Here is a 17,382-nt window from a genome sequence, read left to right on the forward strand (position 1 = left end):
GCGCTGCTTGCTTAAGGTCAAGGAACGGATTGCGATGGACAGGACGACCCGGCCGCTGGTGATTATCGCGGCGTTTGCCGGCAGCCTTGCGATGGGCCTCTTGGTTACGCTGTGGCTGCTGGGCGGCCTGCGCGGCGTCACCGCGCCGGCTTCGATCGGGGGACCGTTTCGTTTGACCGATCAGGCCGGGCAAACAGTCACCGAAAAAAACCTGATCGGCCGCCCGACTATCATCTTCTTCGGCTTTACGCATTGTCCGGATGTTTGCCCGACCGCGCTGTTCGAAATGTCCGAGGTCTTGCGCGCCATGGGCCCCGATGCCGGCAAGCTGAACGCGTATTTTGTATCGGTCGATCCCGAGCGCGACACGTCGGCGGTGATGAAGGATTACATTTCGAGTTTCGATCCGCATCTCAAGGGGTTGACCGGCAGCCCGGATGAAATTGCGCGCATGATCTCGGTCTACAGGGTCTATGCCAAGAAGATTCCCCTGAAGGACGGTGACTATACGATGGATCACACCGCGCTGATCTATCTGATGGACAAGAATGGAAATTTCATCCGTCCGTTCGATCTGAAGCGCAAGCCCGAGGACGCTGCGGCGGATCTCAAGCGCTATCTCTGATCCGGGTTTCGATAGCTTTTCCGATCCCGCATCCGGTCCGGTCCAGCCTGCCTGGGAGACATGCGTGACGTCCGCGCGAGACCATGCTCGGTCTTTTCCCAGTGATAGGGCTCGGTCAGCAACTGATAAAGCGCGCGCCAGGCCGCGATGGAGAGGAAAATCCAGTAGATCGGAGTAAGAGTAAGCACCCATGCTTCGCGCAGCAAATTGCGCTTCGCAAGTCCGATCAATCCGATCACGATGGTGGTGAGATAGCCTGCCGCGATCGTCGCCAGATAAAGTTCGATGAACGGCTTTGCGAAGAACGACGAAATGCTGTCGTCGAATGCGCTCAGGAGGCTGCGAATGAGCAATTCGCCAAGCAGGAACGGATGCGCCAGCGCGGTCAGGACGTTTCCGCCGACAATGATATTGAGCGTAAAGAATCCGCCGGCGCCGGCATCGTGCCAGAGCTTGCGCGGCGAGCGCATGTGAACGCTCCACGTTTGCATCCAGCCCTTCATCCATCGCGAGCGCTGCCGCAGCCAGGCCCCGAACCGTGCAGGCGCCTCCTCATAGGTCGTGGATGGGAACATCACGCAGCGATACTTGAAACGTGCGAGCCGAAAGCCAAGATCGGCGTCCTCGGTGACGTTGTAGGGATCCCAGCCGCCCACCTCGCGCAGCACGCTGGTGCGGAAATGGTTGGACGATCCGCCGAGCGGCAGCGGCATCTCGAAGTTGGAGAAACCTTGCAGGAACACATCGAATTGGCCGGCATACTCGGCGGTAAACATCCGTGGTATCCAGCCGTCCGCGGTGTTGTCGATGCAAAGACTTGCCTGCGCGCAGGCAACCTCTGGTCCGTAGGCCCGGAACACATCGAGCGCTTCGCGAAGCTGCCCGGGTTCCGGCCGGTCCTCTGCATCGAAGACCGTAATGAAGGTGCCGCGTGCGAAGTTCAGCGCGTAGTTGAGCGCTTTGGGTTTTGTGCGCGGTCCCACATTGGGTGTGATGATGACCTGAACATGAGGCATCGGTCCGAGCCTGGCGATCGCAGCGCGGGTTCCGAGATCGTCGGTCTCGATCACGAGCTTGATGTCGAGTTTTTCGCGGGGATAGTCCAGGGCATCGATGTGCCGCATCAGCGGCGCGACGGATGATGCCTCGCGGTACAGCGCCGCGACCACGGTGTAGACGGGCAACTGGCTGTCATGCAGCCGGGGCCGCCGCGGACGCCGTTTGGGCGGCGAAAAACATCCCGCCAGCCGCAGACTGGTAAACAGCAGAAACCATATGGCGAGGATCACGCCGCAGGCGTCGAACACCATCACGGGTGCCAGCGTCAGCAGCGCAACGAGAGTCGCAAGCCGCAGAAGATAGCGGCAAAAACGAAGCAGGCGGCTGCGCGAGGCCAGAACCGGCGCGGCGGACAGTGCGGGAAGACGTGTGGCGAGATTTTCCGCCGCGGTATCGGCCAGGATATCGCCGGACTGATTTTCGAGAAACGCATTGAACCGTGCGGTCGACGTGAGCCGAACACGCGGGAGAAGCGATGGATATTCCGAGATCAGCCGGACGATGCGTCGTGTGGTGTATCCGTGTGGAGCCGCCACGTATGCCAGGTCTCCTCCTCGCCGGACGGGAAGGATGCCGTGCCGTGCGCAGAGATGAAGGCCATCGTCGGGCAGGAGACAGTCGGCACGGCTGAGGTCGTCGAGCGTTTCGATCTGCAGTCCCGTATGGGCAGCAAGCTGGTGGAGATACGCGTCCTCGCCGATGACACCCCACTGGATCAGAACCCGGTCGGCGCCGACGCCGATTTCGTCGCTGCGTTGCTCTGCCGCTGCGATCAGCGAAGGGGCGAACAGGTGGCGCAGGCAATCGAGCTCCACCGCAGGGCCCGGCTCGCGAAACCCCGGCCGGTTGTCGTTCTGTGATGGCGGCGGTCCGAGAAGTCCGGCGATGAATGAGGTCAGATTCCGGGCGGACGCTGTCAGGCTCGCGAAACGCCGCGGGCTGGTCCCGTCCAATTCGCTTGCCCGCCCAGCCACGGCCATCAGACCGCTACCCCACGCCACAAACGCACTCGAATCCGCCTGTGAATGGTCTATAAGACCCGACACGCGGAACCCCGGGTCAATGCAACCACAGATGGTATTTTCCTTCAATGTCCGATTGCGCAGAGCTGTCCATGCAGCCGCCGGGTTCGCTGTCTGGAGCGCTTTGGCGTGCTTCGCGCCGCCGGTATTCGCCCAAGGTACACCGGCAACCTCTCAGTTGCCGTCCCCTGCCGTCATTCCGCAGCCGGCCGCGCCACAGGCCGTGCCGGGATTCTGGGATCCACGGCGACGCCCCGACCGGCCCGATCTCACGCGATTGACCGTCATCCGGTTCCTGACCGAGACGGACTATCCGCCCTTCAACTTCACCGGTCCCGACGGCAATCCGGCCGGCTTCAATGTCGATCTGGCCCGGCTGATCTGCGACGAAATCAAGGTGGCATGCACCATTCAGATGCGCCGGTTCGAGACGCTGGTGGACGCGATCAACGGCAACCGGGGCGATGCGATCATCGCGTCGCTGGCCGTGACGCCGCAGCTTCGCGCCAAGCTCGACTTCAGCGATCCCTACTACCGCTCGCCGGCGCGGTTCGTCTCGCGGCGGGACGCAGTGATGGCGGAGATCCGGCCGGAGTATCTCGAGGGCAAGAAAGTCGGCGCCATCGCAGGTTCATCCCACGAGGCGTATCTGAAGACGCTGTTCACCGACGCGCAGATCGTCAGCTTTCCGAATGACGACGCGCTTCGCCTGGCCTTGCGCCGGGGTGAAGTCGATTTCATTTTCGGTGATGCGATTTCGCTGGCGTTCTGGATCAACGGAACCGATTCCGCAGACTGCTGCGCATTCAGTGGCGGTCCCTTCACGGAGAGCCGGTATTTCGGCGAGGGTGTCGGAATCGGGGTCAAGCGCGGCAACGACGTGCTGCGGCAGGCGTTGAACTGGGCGATGTTCCGGCTTTGGGAGAAGGGCCGCTACACCGATTTGTGGCTGCGCTATTTCTCAGTCAGCCCGTTTTGATCCGGCGCGGGGCACGATAGCGATGGCAATCGGATCGGCAAGACTCAAGCGAACGGGCGCCGCGCTGCTGGCGGCGTTCTGCTGGTTCTCGCTGGTGCTCCAGTTGATCCTGCACATTCAGGTCGCGAACGGGCTTGGTCTCTCGCTTGCAGAGGCTTTGATCCGCTTCTTCTCCTATTTCACAATCCAGACGAACATCCTGGCGGCGCTGGTGCTGACCGCTTTTGCGATTAAGGCAGGCATCGACGAATGGCTGGTGCATCCGTTCGTGCGTTCCGCCGTCGCGGTCTATATCGCGATGGTCGGGATCATCTATCACGCGTTGCTGCGCCATCTCTGGGAGCCGAAAGGCGCGCAATGGTTCGCGGACACGGCGCTGCATACGGTGATGCCGGTCGCCTATTTGCTGTTCTGGCTGACATGTGTGCGCAAGGCGGGGCTGCGCTGGTACGATCCGCTGCTGTGGGTGATCTACCCGCTGTTCTATCTGGGCTTCGTTCTGGTGCGCGGAAAGATGTCCGGCTTTTATCCGTACCCCTTTATCGACGCCAAGACCTTGGGTTATGCAGGGGTTGCGGCTAATACAGCCGGATTGCTGATCGTCTGCGCTGCGATCGGCATGTGTCTGGTGATGACCGGCTGGTGGCTCGCGCGCCGGCAGCCGGTTTGATTTTTGCGCGGAGATCCTTGATGTCGACTGAAATGCCTTCAACCGCGAGCGACCTGCGGGCGCTTGCCGAACAATCCAACGCCTGGCCGTTCGAGCAGGCGAAACAGATTGTCGCGCGGCTGAAGAAAAAGCCGAAGGACGAAGTGCTGTTCGAGACCGGCTACGGTCCCTCGGGGCTGCCGCATATCGGCACCTTCGGCGAGGTCGCGCGCACCACCATGGTGCGCCATGCGTTTCGCGTGCTGACCGAAGACAAGATCAAAACGAAACTGCTGGCGTTCTCCGACGACATGGACGGCCTGCGCAAGGTGCCGGACAACGTCCCCAACAAGGAGATGCTGGAGCAGGACCTCGGCAAGCCGCTGACGCAAGTCCGCGATCCGTTCGGCACGCATCCGAGTTTCGGCGAGCACAACAACGCGCGGCTGCGCGCGTTCCTCGACACCTTTGGCTTCGATTACGAATTCGCCTCATCGACGCAGTACTACAAGTCGGGCCGCTTCGACGCGACGCTGCTGAAGATGCTGGAGAACATCGACAAGGTGATGGCGATCATGCTGCCGTCGCTGCGTGAGGAGCGCGCCGCGAGCTATTCGCCGTTCTTACCCGTCTCGCCGCGCACCGGCATTGTGCTTCAGGTGCCGATTGTCGCGCATGACGCCAAGGCCGGCACGGTGTCCTATGACGATCCCGACACCAGGGAGCGCGTCACTGTTCCGGTCACCGGCGGGCATTGCAAGTTGCAGTGGAAACCCGACTGGGCGATGCGCTGGGTGGCGCTCGGCGTCGATTATGAAATGGCAGGCAAGGACCTGATCGATTCGGTCAAGCTGTCCGGAAAGATATGCGCGGCGCTCGGCGGCACGCCGCCCGAAGGCTTCAACTACGAGCTGTTTCTTGACGACAAGGGCCAGAAGATTTCCAAGTCGAAGGGCAACGGCCTCACCATCGACGAGTGGCTGCGCTATGCCTCGCCGGAATCGCTGTCGCTGTTCATGTACCGCGAGCCGAAGGCGGCGAAGCGGCTGTATTTCGACGTCATCCCGCGCAACGTCGACGACTACCAGCAGTTCATCGATAGCTATCCGCGTCAGGACGGCAAGCAGCGTTTGAGCAATCCGGTCTGGCACATCCATGCGGGCAATCCGCCGTTGGCCGATATGCCGGTGACGTTCCAGTTGCTGCTGACGCTGGTGTCATCATCGAACGCGGAGAATGCCGAAACGCTGTGGGGCTTCATCGGCCGCTATCGTCCGGGCGTGACGCCGAAGACGCATCCGAAGCTCGACGACATGGTCGGCTACGCCATCAACTACTATCGCGACTTCGTCGCCCCGACGAAAAAATTCCGCGAGCCGACCGAGAGCGAGTGCGACGCGCTGACCGATCTGCGCAATGCGCTGGCGCGGTTGCCGCCTGAGGCGTCGGCGGAAGACATCCAGAACGTGGTCTATGAAATCGGCCGCCGCGAGCCGTTTCTGGATCAGGTCAAGAAGGGCAAGGATGGCCGTCCGGGCGTGTCGCTCGACTGGTTCAACATGCTCTATCAGGTGTTGCTCGGCCAGGAGAAAGGCCCGCGCTTCGGATCGTTCGTCGCGGTCTATGGCTTGACGAACGCGATCGCGATGATCGACGCGGCGCTGAAGCGAGCGGCGGCCTCGGAGTAATGCATGTCGAAGGTGACGCGCGCGACCAAGATGCTGGAACAGGCGGGCGTCGTCTTCACCGTTCATATTTACGATTACGATAGCGATGCTGACCGCATTGGATTGCAGGCGGCCGAGGCGCTCGGCGAAGCGCCGTCGCGCGTGCTCAAGTCGCTGATGGCGCTGGTCGATGGCAAGCCGGTTTGTGTGATCGTTCCTTCGGATCGCGAAGTGTCGATGAAGAAACTCGCGGCTGCGTTCGGCGGAAAATCCGCTCAGATGATGAAGCCCGCCGATGCGGAACGCCTGTCCGGATACAAGGTCGGCGGCATCAGTCCGTTCGGGCAAATGCGTCCGCCCCGCGCGGCCATCGAGGAGCAGGTGATGGCGCAGGATCTCGTCTATATCAATGGCGGGCAGCGCGGATTGCAGGTGCGGCTCGCTCCGCGCGACGCGGCCAAGGTGTTGAATGCAATCGTTGCGCCGCTGGTGGCGTGACGCGAGGTTTACTGGCTTGCCCAGACGATGCGCGCGATCCATTCGACGTTTTTGGCGTCGATGACGCGATCCTTGTGCGCCGGATTGAGCGATTGCAGCTCGATGACTTTTGCGGTTCGCCGTTTCAGTTCCTTGACCGTGACCTCGCCGTCCTTGGTTTTCACCACGACGCGGTCGCCGCGCCGGATCGGTGAGCCGGGCGAGACGATGATGACGTCGCCGTCGCGATAAGCCGGTTTCATCGAGTCGCCGGAAATTTCCAGCGCGTAGGCATGCTCGTCGTTGACCGAAGGAAGCCCGACTTCATCCCAGCCCTTGCCGACGGGAAAACCGCCGTCGTCGAAATAGCCGCCGGCGCCGGCTTCGGCAAAGCCGAGCAGCGGCACCGCCTGCACCGATCGTGCGGTGTCCTCGATGAATTGCACGAAGGTGTCGACGGTGGTGCCGGTCGCGGACAATGCTTTCGCCACCGATTCGGTCGAGGGCCAGCGTTCGCGTCCGTCCGGCGTGATGCGCTTCGATTTGTTGAAGGTGGTGGGGTCGAGGCCCGCGCGTTTGGCCAATGCGGATGCCGACAGGCCTGCTCGTTCGGCGAGGCGGTCGAGCGCATTCCAGATTTGATCGTGGGTCAACATGGGGTGGCCGGATGTCTGGCCCAGCCGACCAGGACCGGGCAGTGAATTTTATCAGGAGCTAGGAATTATTACCTCGAAACCGGCGTCTCCGCAATGCATAACGATCAAGTCAACGCTGCCCTTGAAGTGGCCGGAGCGCGCCGATACGGTCAGCGGGGCATTCGGCAGAGCTCCGAAAAATCCCGAATGAATTCAATAACTCACGAGAGTCCGCCCGCCGTGTCCACGATCTACAAGATTTGTCCCGCGTCGGCCTGGCGCGAGGCCGAGCGGCAGGGCGCCTTTCGCGGCAGTGCCGACGACAAGCGCGACGGATTCATCCATTTTTCCACGGCGTCCCAGGTTGCGGGGACCGCCGCCAGGCATTTCGCGGGGCAGACCGGCCTGTTTCTGATCGCCGTCGATGCCGACGCGCTCGGTGAGAGCTTGAAGTGGGAGCCGTCACGTGGCGGCGAACTGTTTCCGCATCTTTATGGCGAACTCGACATCGGCGCGGTGACGGAGATTCTCGACCTGCGCGCCCGATCCGACGGCACGCACGATATTCCGGAGCTTGCGTCGTGATCCGCGCCTTCGATGCTCTCACACTGCCGTTGCTGCGCCGGCTCGATCCGGAGGACGCCCATCGGCTGGCGATTGGCGGATTGCGGCTGCTGCCGCCAGCCAAGCCGCGTCCCAGCGATCCCAAACTCGCGGTGCGCGCCTTCGGCCTGAATTTCCCCAATCCGGTCGGCATGGCGGCGGGCTTCGACAAGAACGCCGAGGCGCCGGACGCGCTGCTGCGGCTGGGTTTCGGTTTTGTGGAGATCGGATCGGTGACGCCACGGCCGCAGGAAGGCAATCCGCGCCCGCGGCTGTTTCGCCTCGAACAGGATTCCGGCGTCATCAACCGGATGGGTTTCAACAACGATGGCGCGGAAATCGTGCTTCGGCGGCTCGCCGCGCGGGCGCGTCTCGGCGGCATCGTCGGTGTCAATGTCGGCGCCAACAAGGATTCAGTGGATCGCACGGCGGACTACGTCCGGCTGATCGAACTGTTCGCGCCGGTGGCGAGTTATTTCACGATCAACATCTCGTCGCCCAACACGCCGGGCCTGCGCAATCTGCAACAGGCGGCGGCGCTGGACGATCTTCTGGCGCGGGTGGTCGATGCGCGCGAGCGCGTGCGCAAGAATGCCGGCGATTCGCCGCTGCTGTTGAAAATCGCACCCGATCTGACGTTGCAGGAACTCGACGATGTCGTGCATATCGCCCGCTCGCGCCGGGTCGACGGCATGATCGTCGCGAACACGACGCTGTCGCGGCCTGCGTCCCTGCGCGAAACCGCGCGGGCAAAAGAGCAGGGCGGATTATCGGGGCGTCCGCTGCTGAGGCTGTCCACGCGCATGGTGGCCGAAACCTATGTGCGCGCCGAGGGCGCGTTTCCGCTGATCGGCGTCGGCGGCATCGATTCCGGCGGCGCCGCGCTGATGAAGATCCGCGCCGGCGCCACTCTGATTCAGCTCTACTCGTCGCTGATCTACAAGGGTCTCGGACTGGTCGAAGATATCAAGGCCGATCTCGTGTCGACGCTGCGGCGGACCAGCCGCGACAGTCTCACCGAAATCGTCGGTGCCGATGCGGCGACGATTACCGCGGAGCCGTGGCCGGATTGAAAGTCCTCTGTTGAATGAGGAATTGATCCATCAACCCGTCATGCCCGGCCATAGCAGTCGCAGACTGCGCAAACTTGCCTGCGGTGCCGGGCATCCACGTTTTAAGGACGCCGCGATGAAAGACTTGGATGGCCGGGACAAGCCCGGCCATGACGAAAGTGGATAGGTTTCTTCGTTGCGGGCGATTGTCGCAATGACACAGCAACTATCGCGGCCGCTGGGTGCTGAACAGCCGCGAGATCAGCCAGACCGGGATCACGATCACCGCGCCCAGCAGGAAGTAGCGCCACACGCCGTTGATGAAATCGAAGCCCAGATTCCAGATCCAGTCGATCAGGCGGCGGATGCTGTAAATGATGTTCCACGGATCGAAGCCGATCGCAGCCAGCACGACGCCGACCAGCAGCGACAGCAACACCAGCCGCAGCAGCACCGCCAACGGCGAGCCGCCGAGAAAACGCGACAGACTGTCGTCGTTTCTGGCTGGAATTTCTCTCACGTCGTCCGGCATTGTCGTCTCCTCGGTGGGTGCGCCATCGCACGAGTGTCGCGCGAACTTCGGATTCAGGACACTAGCACGCCACATGGGGAACTGTCTCGGCTGCGTCAATGGCCGCCGGCGGCTGCCGGAGAGGAAATCCTGCTCTCGGAGATTAACATTCGTTCAAGTGCCTCCAACTGGTCGGCGTCACGCGATCCGATTCAAGCCGCGCGGCCAGCAGCCACGCGTAGTCACGCTCGCGGCGCGATGCGTCCGAGCTTTGTCCTGAAGTCCGCCGCCGGCGCAAATGCGTCGACGCGATGGAGCGGCGGGAGGCGCCAGGCGTTGGCGAGACGCCTTGAGGCGGACCTTGTGATCGGGCCGCCTTGCGCAGCTTTGCGAGAGCCGCGCGCGCCCAATGACGCAGGGCGCTGCGCCTCCCGGCGCTCCACCGTGTCATCGGCCGTTTCATCGTTCCGGAGCGCTGATCAAACACATCGAACCGATGAAATATATCATAAGATTATATTCCTATATCCGGGTCTGTCAAGTCCAGTTCTGCTGCCGAATCAGGTCCTGCAGGGCCGGATGAAAGGCGGATAGGCAAGGATTAGCGCCGCCGCGGCATCATTTGTCGGCACCAATCCACGGCTGAAACGGATGCTGTCATATGCGTTATATGGTCACTTCGGATGTGCGCTGGAGTCTGATATTTTTGCGCGTCGCTTCATGAAGGTTCAGATCAAGTCCATGCCCGCGTCCTTGTTCCTGTCATCGGGAAATCTCATCGCCGACCGGCGCTATGATTTCGGACGTGACCTGCAATTGCGCGGCGATCTGGCCGCCGCCGCCGATCTGATGGCGCAGGCGGCGGAGCTTGAGCCCGGCTTTGCCTCGGCATGGTTCGCGCTCGGCGACCTGCGCGAGCAGATGGGCCAGCGCGACGACGCCGTGAACGCCTATCTCCGCGCCCGCGACGCCGACCCGGACGATCGCCATGGCGCCAAGCTGCGGCTGATGCGCCTCGGGATCGAAGACCTCTCCACCATGCCGCCTGGTTATGTGCGCGCGCTGTTCGACCAGTACGCGCCGCGGTTCGACAAGACGCTGGTGAACGATCTGGACTATTGCGGACCGGCGGTGTTGCTGAAGGCGGTGCTGGCGGCGCGTCACGCGGCAAAATTGCCGGCGCATTTCAGGCGCGCGATCGATCTGGGATGCGGGACCGGCCTTGTCGCCCGGGAGTTCGCCTCACTCGCCGACGAATTTATCGGCGTCGACCTCTCGTCCGGCATGATCGAGCGCGCGCGCGCCACCGGCCTTTACGCACGTCTGGATGTCACGGACATGCTGCAAGGCTTGCAGGCCGAGGACAACGCCAGTGCAGACCTGGTCATCGCGGCGGATGCTTTCGTTTACGTGCCGGAGCTGGAGGCATTGCTGGTTGAGGCGGCGCGCGTGCTGAAGCCGCAGGGGCTGCTGGCGTTCACAGTGGAGACGCACGTCGGCAAAGGTGTGATCCTCGGTCCCGGGCTGCGCTACGCCCACAGCGAGGCCTATCTGCGCGGGGCGATCGCCGGTGCCGGATTGATGCTTTGCGCGATCACGGCGGCATCGACCCGCATCGAGGCCGGCGAGCCGGTGCCGGGACTGGCCGTCACCGCGAGCAAGGCCTGAGCGCTGCGATCAGTATGTCGCGGTCACCGGCGCGTCGAAGTGATAGTTCACGCCGGTGCGGAAGATGTGATTGGTCTCTTCGGTGGTCAGGTTGTGCTGAACGCCGTTGAGATTGTAGCTGTTCGATGCGCTGCCGAGATCGATGTAGAGATACTCGGTCTTGACGCTCCACTGGCCGGGCTTGAACCAGTCGAACAATTCAAGCGGCGTCTCGACGCCGGCACCCAGCGCCCAGCCGGCACGCACATCCTTGAAACTCGCGGTACCGTTGATTCCAAGCGTGGTGATGTTTTCAGTCACGCGGGTCTTGACCTCGCCATAGGCGAGACCGCCGGTGGCGTAGAACAGCGTCGGGCCGACGCCGTATCCGATGCGCGCACGCACGGTGCCGAACCAGTCCAGCTTCTGACGGTAGGAAGCCGAGGCGGCTGGCGTGCAAGTGAACAGGCAGCTTCGATCGGTCTCCTGAGTCGAATACTGGATGTCGCTCTCAAGGCCGTAGACAATGTTGCCGCGCTGCCAGTTGTACCCGGCCTGCAAGCCGCCGTTGTAACCGCGCGGCGCGAGGTCGAAGCTGTTGCTGGCTGTCGCGCCGGATAGCACGCTGTGGGTCGTGGCATCGCGCGCGATGCCTGAACCGCCGTTGCCGCCGGCGTAGAAGCCGGTCCAGTTCGCGGCAGGCGTCAGCGCAAACAGGCTGCCATTGCCGCCGATACGGTAGTTCACGCCGGCGCGGAAAATGCTTTCGCGCACCTCGGTGCCGATCGCATGAGGAATTCCGCCGAGTACGAAGGCCTGGTTGATCGTGCCGAGATCGACATAGAGATATTCGATCTTCGCGGTCCAGTTGCCTGCGACGGCAGCTTCGATGCCGCTGCCCAGGGCGAAACCGGTTCTGGTCTGCTCAACGGCGAAGGTGCCAGCGTTGACGCCGAAGAAGCGCTGCGTATCGCTCACCTTGACGCCGCCATAAGCAAACCCGGCAGTAAAATAGTTCAGGATCGGACCGCTGGCGTAGCCGACCCGTCCGCGCACGGTGCCGAACCAGGTCATGTCCTGCTGAAGCATGGCGGCGTTCAGCGCATTGCAGGTCAGGACGCAGTTGGAATGCTTGTCGTTGCCGATGCCCTGGATGTCGGCTTCCGCGCCGATCACCCAGTTGCCGGACTGATAATTGTATCCGGCCTGACCGCCGCCAACGACGCCCAGCGAGGCGAGATTGAATGTCTCGAACGAACCGCCGAAGCCGAGCACATTGAGGCCCGAGCGGCCTTCGCCGCCGACGGCGAGCCCGGCGTTCACGCCGGCATAGAATCCGGTCCAGTCATAGGCCGTCGATGCGACAGGCGCTTTCTTGAAGGCAATTTTGGCGGGAAGGTCCGCGGCCTGGGCGCTTACCGTCGTTGTGACGAGCGTGGCCGCGATCAAAAACTTCTGCATGCGATTCCAATTCAAAGCCCGGTGCTGTTTAGCGGTTGCCGGGCGGCTCCGCTGTACCTCTCGGGCCACACATGAGCCAAAATGTCGCAGGGCGGTTTGGTGAAATCTGGCTGGAATCAAAGGCGGTTACGGCGCGGCGAACGAGATGACCCGCGCGGCCGCAAAAAAGCATCGCGCATGACCTCAAAACGCAAGACGGCGGTCCTGAGCCCGTCACGATGCGCGATCTGCGTCCGATCCGCGATGAATCGCCGGGAAAAATAAAAGGCACCGCAGAATGCCGCTGGGCCAATTCAGGGAGACAACAAGAAAATGAAAACGACGACGACATCGATCGCCACTGCGTTCACGGCTGCTGTCCTGATGGCCGCATCCGTAGCGCATGCCGAGAAGAAATACGATCCGGGCGCCAGCGATACCGAAATCAAGCTCGGCCAGACCGTACCCCATAGCGGAGCGGGTTCGCTTTATGGCGTGATCGGCCGCACCCAGGCGGCCTACTTCCAGATGCTCAATGAAAAAGGCGGCATCAATGGGCGCAAGATCACGTTTTTGACGCTGGACGATTCCTACAGTGCGCCGAAGACCGTCGAGGCGACGCGCCGGCTGGTCGAGCAGGAAGAGGTTCTCGCGCTGTTCGGTTCGCTCGGCACCGGCCCGCAGACCGCCGTGCAGAAGTATCTCAACAGCAAGAAAATCCCTCAGCTTCTTCTGAACACCGGCGCCGGACGCTGGAACGATCCGAAGAATTTCAGGTGGACCACGCCGGGCCTGCCGCTCTATCCCACCGAAGGGCGCATCCTCGCGCGATACCTGTTGCAAAAGAAGCCGAACGCCAAGGTCGCCGTCCTCTATCAGAACGACGAGTTTGGCCGCGACTATATGAACTCCTTCAAGGAGATTCTGGCGGAGGCTGGCGGCAAGGCCAAGGTGATCGCGGAAGCCTCCTACGATCTCACCGATCCGACCATCGATTCGCAGATGATCAATCTGTCGAAATCCGGCGCGGATGTGTTCTTCAATATCTCCACCGGCAAGGCGACCTCGCAATCGATCCGCAAGGTGGCGGAACTGGGCTGGAAGCCGCTGCACCTTCTGGTCAGTACGTCGAGCGGCCGCTCGATTCTCAACGCGGCCGGCACCGAGAACGCCATCGGCATCGTGGCCGCGAGTTACACCAAGGAAGTCGGCAGCCCGAAATGGACCAGCGATCCCGACGTGATGGGCTTTCAGGAACTGCGCACGAAATACCTGCCGAACGTCGATCAGGACAATACGATCGCGTTCCAGGGTTATTCTCAGGCGGTGACCATGGCGCGCATTCTCGAAAAGTGCGGCGATGAACTGACCCACGAGAACGTGCTGAAGCAGGCGACGTCGCTGGCCGGATACAAGGCGCCGATCTTCCTGCCCGGCATCACCTACGCCACGTCGCCTGATGATTACTCGCCCATCAAAACGCTGTTCATCGGCGTCTTCAACGGCAAGGACTGGGATCTGTCCGATAAGCCGGTCAGCCAATGAATCTTTCTGGCGGAGGCGGATCGTCCGTCTCCGCCCTCGACCGGACGCCTGCGACGCCTTAATTCTACGGCGTGGACACCAAGGCCCCGACATCGCCAGATCTGTTGCCCGAAATTTTCCAGCGCTGGTTCGCGGCGCGGGGCTGGTCGCCGCGCGCGCATCAACTCGATCTCCTGGCAAAGGCGCAGGACAATCGCTCGGCGCTGCTGATCGCACCGACCGGCGCGGGCAAGACGCTGGCGGGATTTCTGCCGACGCTGGTTGAACTGGGCACGCCTCAGCCGAAATCCGCGAAGACAATATCGACCGGCCGCAGCGTCGCGCGCAGCGGCGGCCTGCATACACTTTATATTTCTCCGCTGAAAGCGCTGGCGGTGGATATCGCCCGCAACCTCGAACGCCCGATTGCGGATATGAACCTGCCGGTCCGGGTCGAAACCCGCACCGGCGACACGCCGGTCTCGCGGCGGCAGCGCCAGCGCAAGTATCCGCCGGATATTTTGCTGACGACGCCAGAACAGCTTGCGCTGCTGCTGTCGTCCGACGACGCGCCGTATCTGTTTTCGTCGCTGAAACGGATCGTGCTCGATGAACTGCATGCGCTGGTGACATCGAAGCGCGGCGATCTTCTGTCGCTCGGCCTCGCGCGGCTGTGGCGGCTTGCGCCGCGGGCGACGGCCGTCGGCCTGTCGGCGACGGTGGCGGAGCCGGACGACCTGCGGCGTTATCTGATGCCGCAGGTGAGTGGTGCGCAGAACATGGCCGATCTTGTCATCGCGGATGCCGGCGCCGCGCCCATCGTCGAGATGCTCGACACCAGGGAGCGGCTGCCGTGGGCGGGCCACATGGCGCGTCACGCGCTCGGCGAGATTTATGATCTGGTCAAGGCCAACAAGACCTCGCTGATGTTCGTCAACACCCGCGCCCAGGCCGAGATGCTGTTTCAGGATCTGTGGCGCATCAATGACGACGGTCTTGCCATCGCGCTGCATCATGGCTCGCTCGATGTGGCGCAGCGCCGCAAGGTCGAGGATGCGATGGCGGCGGGCAAGTTGCGCGGCGTTGTCTGCACCTCGTCGCTCGATCTCGGCATCGACTGGGGCGACATCGATCTGGTCATCAATGTCGGCGCGCCGAAGGGAGCGTCGCGGCTGATGCAGCGAATCGGCCGCGCCAATCATCGTCTCGACGAGCCGTCGCGCGCCGTCATGGTCCCGGCCAACCGGTTCGAGGTGCTGGAGTGCCGCGCCGCCATCGATGCGGTCGCGGAGAATGCGCAGGATACGCCGCCGCAGCGCACCGGCTCGCTCGATGTGCTGGCGCAACATGTTCTTGGCTGCGCTTGCGGCGAGCCGTTTCTCGCCGACGCGCTTTACGACGAGGTGCGAAGTGCCGCGCCGTATATGGACCTGCCGCGCAAGGATTTCGACGACGTGATCGATTTCGTCGCCTCCGGCGGCTATGCACTAAAGAGCTATGAACGCTTTGCGCGCATCAAGCAGGACAAGGCCGGGAAATGGCGGGTCACCAATCCGCGCGTGCGGCAGGGTTATCGGCTCAATGTCGGCACCATTGTCGAAGAGCCGATGCTGAAAGTGAAGCTGGTGCGCGGCCGTGGCAAGGGCTCAGGCGCCACCGGCGCGATCACGCGGGGCGGGCGGATGCTCGGCCAGATCGAGGAGTATTTCATCGAAGGCCTCGTGCCGGGCGACACCTTCGTGTTCGGCGGCGAGGTCGTGCGCTACGAAGCCTTGATGGAAGATGAGGTCTATGTTTCGCGCAGCAACGACGCCAACGCGAAGGTGCCGTCCTACGCGGGCGGCAAGTTTCCGCTCTCGACATATCTCGCGGAGCGCGTGCGTCTCCTGCTCGCAGACCCGCGCGCGTGGAAAGGCCTGCCCGATCAGGTGCGCGAGTGGCTGTCATTGCAGGCCGCGTTTTCCCGTGTGCCGGGTCCGCGTGAACTGATCGTCGAAACATTCCCGCGCGCCGACAAGCATTATCTCGTCTGCTATCCGTTCGAAGGGCGCCTTGCGCATCAGACTCTCGGCATGCTGCTGACGCGTCGGCTGGAACGCGGGCGCGCCAGGCCGCTCGGCTTTGTCGCCAATGAATATGCGCTGGCGGTGTGGTCGCTCGGCGATATGTCGTCGATGGTCCGCAATGGCAGCCTCAACCTCGATGCGCTGTTCGATGCGGACATGCTCGGCGACGATCTGGAAGCGTGGCTCGCGGAGTCCGCGCTCATGAAGCGCACGTTCCGCACCTGCGCGGTGATTTCGGGGCTGATCGCGCGGCGATTCACCGGCGAGGAGAAATCGCGGCGCCAGGTGCTGTTCTCGACCGATCTCGTCTACGACGTGTTGCGCAAGCACCAGCCCGATCACGTGCTGCTGCGCGCGGCGCGGGCCGATGCCGCGACAGGCCTTTTGGATATTCGCCGCCTCAGCGATATGCTGATCCGGATCAAGGGCCGAATCACACATAAGGAACTCGACCGGGTGTCGCCGCTGGCGGTGCCGGTGATGCTGGAAATCGGCCGTGAAGCGGTTTATGGCGAAGCTTCCGATGAGTTGCTGGCGGAGGCTGCCGAGCAACTGGTGAAAGAGGCGGCCGGATAAATTTTCTCAGCGGAGGCGTTATGTGCCGTGCGCACTCCCTCCCCCCTTGCGGGGGAGGGTCGGGGAGGGGGGTGAATGCGGAATTCAGAAAAGCTGATGCAATGGCTCGGCTCAACCCCCACCCCTAACCCCTCCCCGCAAGGGGGAGGGGAACAGGCCGTTACCGTCGCCGGCATTACCTTTTCCGCGGACCTCGCGGGCGCGCTGTTCTGGGAAGACGAGCGCCTTCTCATCGTTTCGGACCTGCATCTGGAAAAGGGTTCCAGCTTCGCGCAGCGCGGCGTGTTGCTGCCGCCGTTCGACACCGCGGCGACCTTGGCGCGGCTCAGCGCCGTGATTGCGCGCCACGATCCACGCACGGTGATTGCGCTCGGCGACAGCTTCCACGACCGCGAGGCGCATGAGCGGTTGTCGCCGGATGACCGCGATGCGCTGTCGGCGTTGCAGTCATCCCGCGACTGGATCTGGATTTCCGGCAATCACGATCCGGCGCTGCCGCGCGATCTTGGCGGCACGGTCGCGGATGAGGTTGCCATCGGGCCGATCGTGTTTCGCCATGAGCCGACCGGCGCGGTGGGCGAAATCGCAGGCCATCTTCATCCCAAGGCGCGGGTCTCGACACGCGGGCGTTCCCTCGAGCGGCGATGTTTCGCCAGCGATGGAGAACGCGCGGTGATGCCGGCGTTCGGCGCCTACACCGGCGGCCTGAGCATTCGCGATGTTGCCTTTGCCGCGATCTTCCAGACACTGGCCTTCACCGCGCATGTACTCGGCGATCGCCGTGTACACACCATCGCGGCGTCGCGCTGCTATTAGACTTGCGCCTCGGCCCCCTCATCCCTGAAACTGG

At 62.8% G+C, this 17,382-nt stretch carries 15 protein-coding genes; 11 read left to right on the top strand and 4 right to left on the bottom strand.

Going from position 1 to position 17,382, the window contains the following annotated elements; genetic code table 11:
• The first annotated feature begins 34 nt into the window (after positions 1-34).
• Positions 35-625 carry an SCO family protein gene (locus AC1Q6J_RS08455; protein ID WP_492278867.1) on the top strand — a complete coding sequence of 197 codons (591 nt, stop codon included), beginning with the start codon at positions 35-37 and terminating at the stop codon, positions 623-625.
• On the opposite strand, the gene AC1Q6J_RS08460 is transcribed toward AC1Q6J_RS08455, so the two are convergent.
• Complete coding sequence (locus AC1Q6J_RS08460) at positions 616-2,664, bottom strand: glycosyltransferase family 2 protein (protein ID WP_492278968.1); 2,049 nt, start codon at positions 2,662-2,664, stop codon at positions 616-618. The two genes, AC1Q6J_RS08455 and AC1Q6J_RS08460, sit on opposite strands and share 10 nt — an antisense overlap.
• An 82-nt stretch (positions 2,665-2,746) precedes the next feature.
• On the opposite strand from AC1Q6J_RS08460, the gene AC1Q6J_RS08465 reads away from it, so the two are divergent.
• The 4 genes from AC1Q6J_RS08465 to ybaK are packed head-to-tail and all read left to right on the top strand — an operon-like array spanning position 2,747 to position 6,499.
• Positions 2,747-3,685: a transporter substrate-binding domain-containing protein gene (locus AC1Q6J_RS08465; protein ID WP_492278868.1), complete on the top strand. Its 939-nt coding sequence runs from the start codon at positions 2,747-2,749 to the stop codon at positions 3,683-3,685.
• A 22-nt stretch (positions 3,686-3,707) separates the two neighbouring features.
• Positions 3,708-4,355 (top strand): Pr6Pr family membrane protein, encoded by a 648-nt coding sequence (locus tag AC1Q6J_RS08470; protein WP_492278869.1) that lies wholly within the window; start codon positions 3,708-3,710, stop codon positions 4,353-4,355.
• Positions 4,356-4,375: 20 nt separating this feature from the next.
• A complete protein-coding gene (locus AC1Q6J_RS08475; RefSeq protein WP_492278870.1) occupies positions 4,376-6,022 on the top strand; it encodes a lysine--tRNA ligase in 1,647 nt (548 codons plus the stop codon).
• A gap of 3 nt (positions 6,023-6,025) precedes the next feature.
• A complete protein-coding gene (gene ybaK / locus AC1Q6J_RS08480) occupies positions 6,026-6,499 on the top strand; it encodes a Cys-tRNA(Pro) deacylase (protein ID WP_492278871.1) in 474 nt (157 codons plus the stop codon).
• Between the two features lie 8 nt (positions 6,500-6,507).
• Here the strand turns inward: ybaK and AC1Q6J_RS08485 are convergent, their stop codons facing one another.
• Entirely contained in the window at positions 6,508-7,134 is a 627-nt protein-coding gene (locus AC1Q6J_RS08485; protein ID WP_492278872.1) for a S24 family peptidase, read from the bottom strand.
• 219 nt (positions 7,135-7,353) lie between these two features.
• On the opposite strand from AC1Q6J_RS08485, the gene AC1Q6J_RS08490 reads away from it, so the two are divergent.
• Together AC1Q6J_RS08490 and AC1Q6J_RS08495 are read left to right on the top strand one after the other, a co-directional pair.
• Positions 7,354-7,698, top strand: a complete 345-nt coding sequence (locus tag AC1Q6J_RS08490; RefSeq protein ID WP_492278969.1) for a DUF952 domain-containing protein — start codon at positions 7,354-7,356, stop codon at positions 7,696-7,698.
• Positions 7,695-8,789, top strand: coding sequence for a quinone-dependent dihydroorotate dehydrogenase (locus tag AC1Q6J_RS08495; protein WP_492278873.1), 1,095 nt, complete (start codon positions 7,695-7,697; stop codon positions 8,787-8,789). The genes AC1Q6J_RS08490 and AC1Q6J_RS08495 overlap by 4 nt, the downstream gene beginning before the upstream one ends.
• 205 nt (positions 8,790-8,994) lie before the next feature.
• Here AC1Q6J_RS08495 and AC1Q6J_RS08500 read toward each other — a convergent pair whose 3' ends face one another.
• Complete coding sequence (locus AC1Q6J_RS08500) at positions 8,995-9,300, bottom strand: DUF6460 domain-containing protein (protein WP_024920325.1); 306 nt, start codon at positions 9,298-9,300, stop codon at positions 8,995-8,997.
• Between the two features lie 720 nt (positions 9,301-10,020).
• On the opposite strand from AC1Q6J_RS08500, the gene AC1Q6J_RS08505 reads away from it, so the two are divergent.
• On the top strand, positions 10,021-10,947 hold the full coding sequence (locus AC1Q6J_RS08505) for a class I SAM-dependent DNA methyltransferase (RefSeq protein ID WP_492278970.1): 927 nt from the start codon (positions 10,021-10,023) through the stop codon (positions 10,945-10,947).
• 9 nt (positions 10,948-10,956) lie between these two features.
• On the opposite strand, the gene AC1Q6J_RS08510 is transcribed toward AC1Q6J_RS08505, so the two are convergent.
• Positions 10,957-12,387: an outer membrane protein gene (locus tag AC1Q6J_RS08510; protein ID WP_492278874.1), complete on the bottom strand. Its 1,431-nt coding sequence runs from the start codon at positions 12,385-12,387 to the stop codon at positions 10,957-10,959.
• A 312-nt stretch (positions 12,388-12,699) separates the two neighbouring features.
• Between AC1Q6J_RS08510 and AC1Q6J_RS08515 the strand changes: the two genes are divergently transcribed.
• The 3 genes from AC1Q6J_RS08515 to pdeM all read left to right on the top strand — a co-directional run bounded on the left by AC1Q6J_RS08515 (position 12,700) and on the right by pdeM (position 17,348).
• Positions 12,700-13,911 carry an ABC transporter substrate-binding protein gene (locus AC1Q6J_RS08515; protein WP_492278875.1) on the top strand — a complete coding sequence of 404 codons (1,212 nt, stop codon included), beginning with the start codon at positions 12,700-12,702 and terminating at the stop codon, positions 13,909-13,911.
• Between the two features lie 71 nt (positions 13,912-13,982).
• A complete protein-coding gene (locus AC1Q6J_RS08520) occupies positions 13,983-16,532 on the top strand; it encodes a ligase-associated DNA damage response DEXH box helicase (RefSeq protein ID WP_492278876.1) in 2,550 nt (849 codons plus the stop codon).
• Between the two features lie 75 nt (positions 16,533-16,607).
• Complete coding sequence (gene pdeM, locus AC1Q6J_RS08525; RefSeq protein ID WP_492278877.1) at positions 16,608-17,348, top strand: ligase-associated DNA damage response endonuclease PdeM; 741 nt, start codon at positions 16,608-16,610, stop codon at positions 17,346-17,348.
• Positions 17,349-17,382 lie beyond the last annotated feature (34 nt).

The organism is Afipia sp. MLSD5-FHT05B12 (assembly GCF_058793355.1).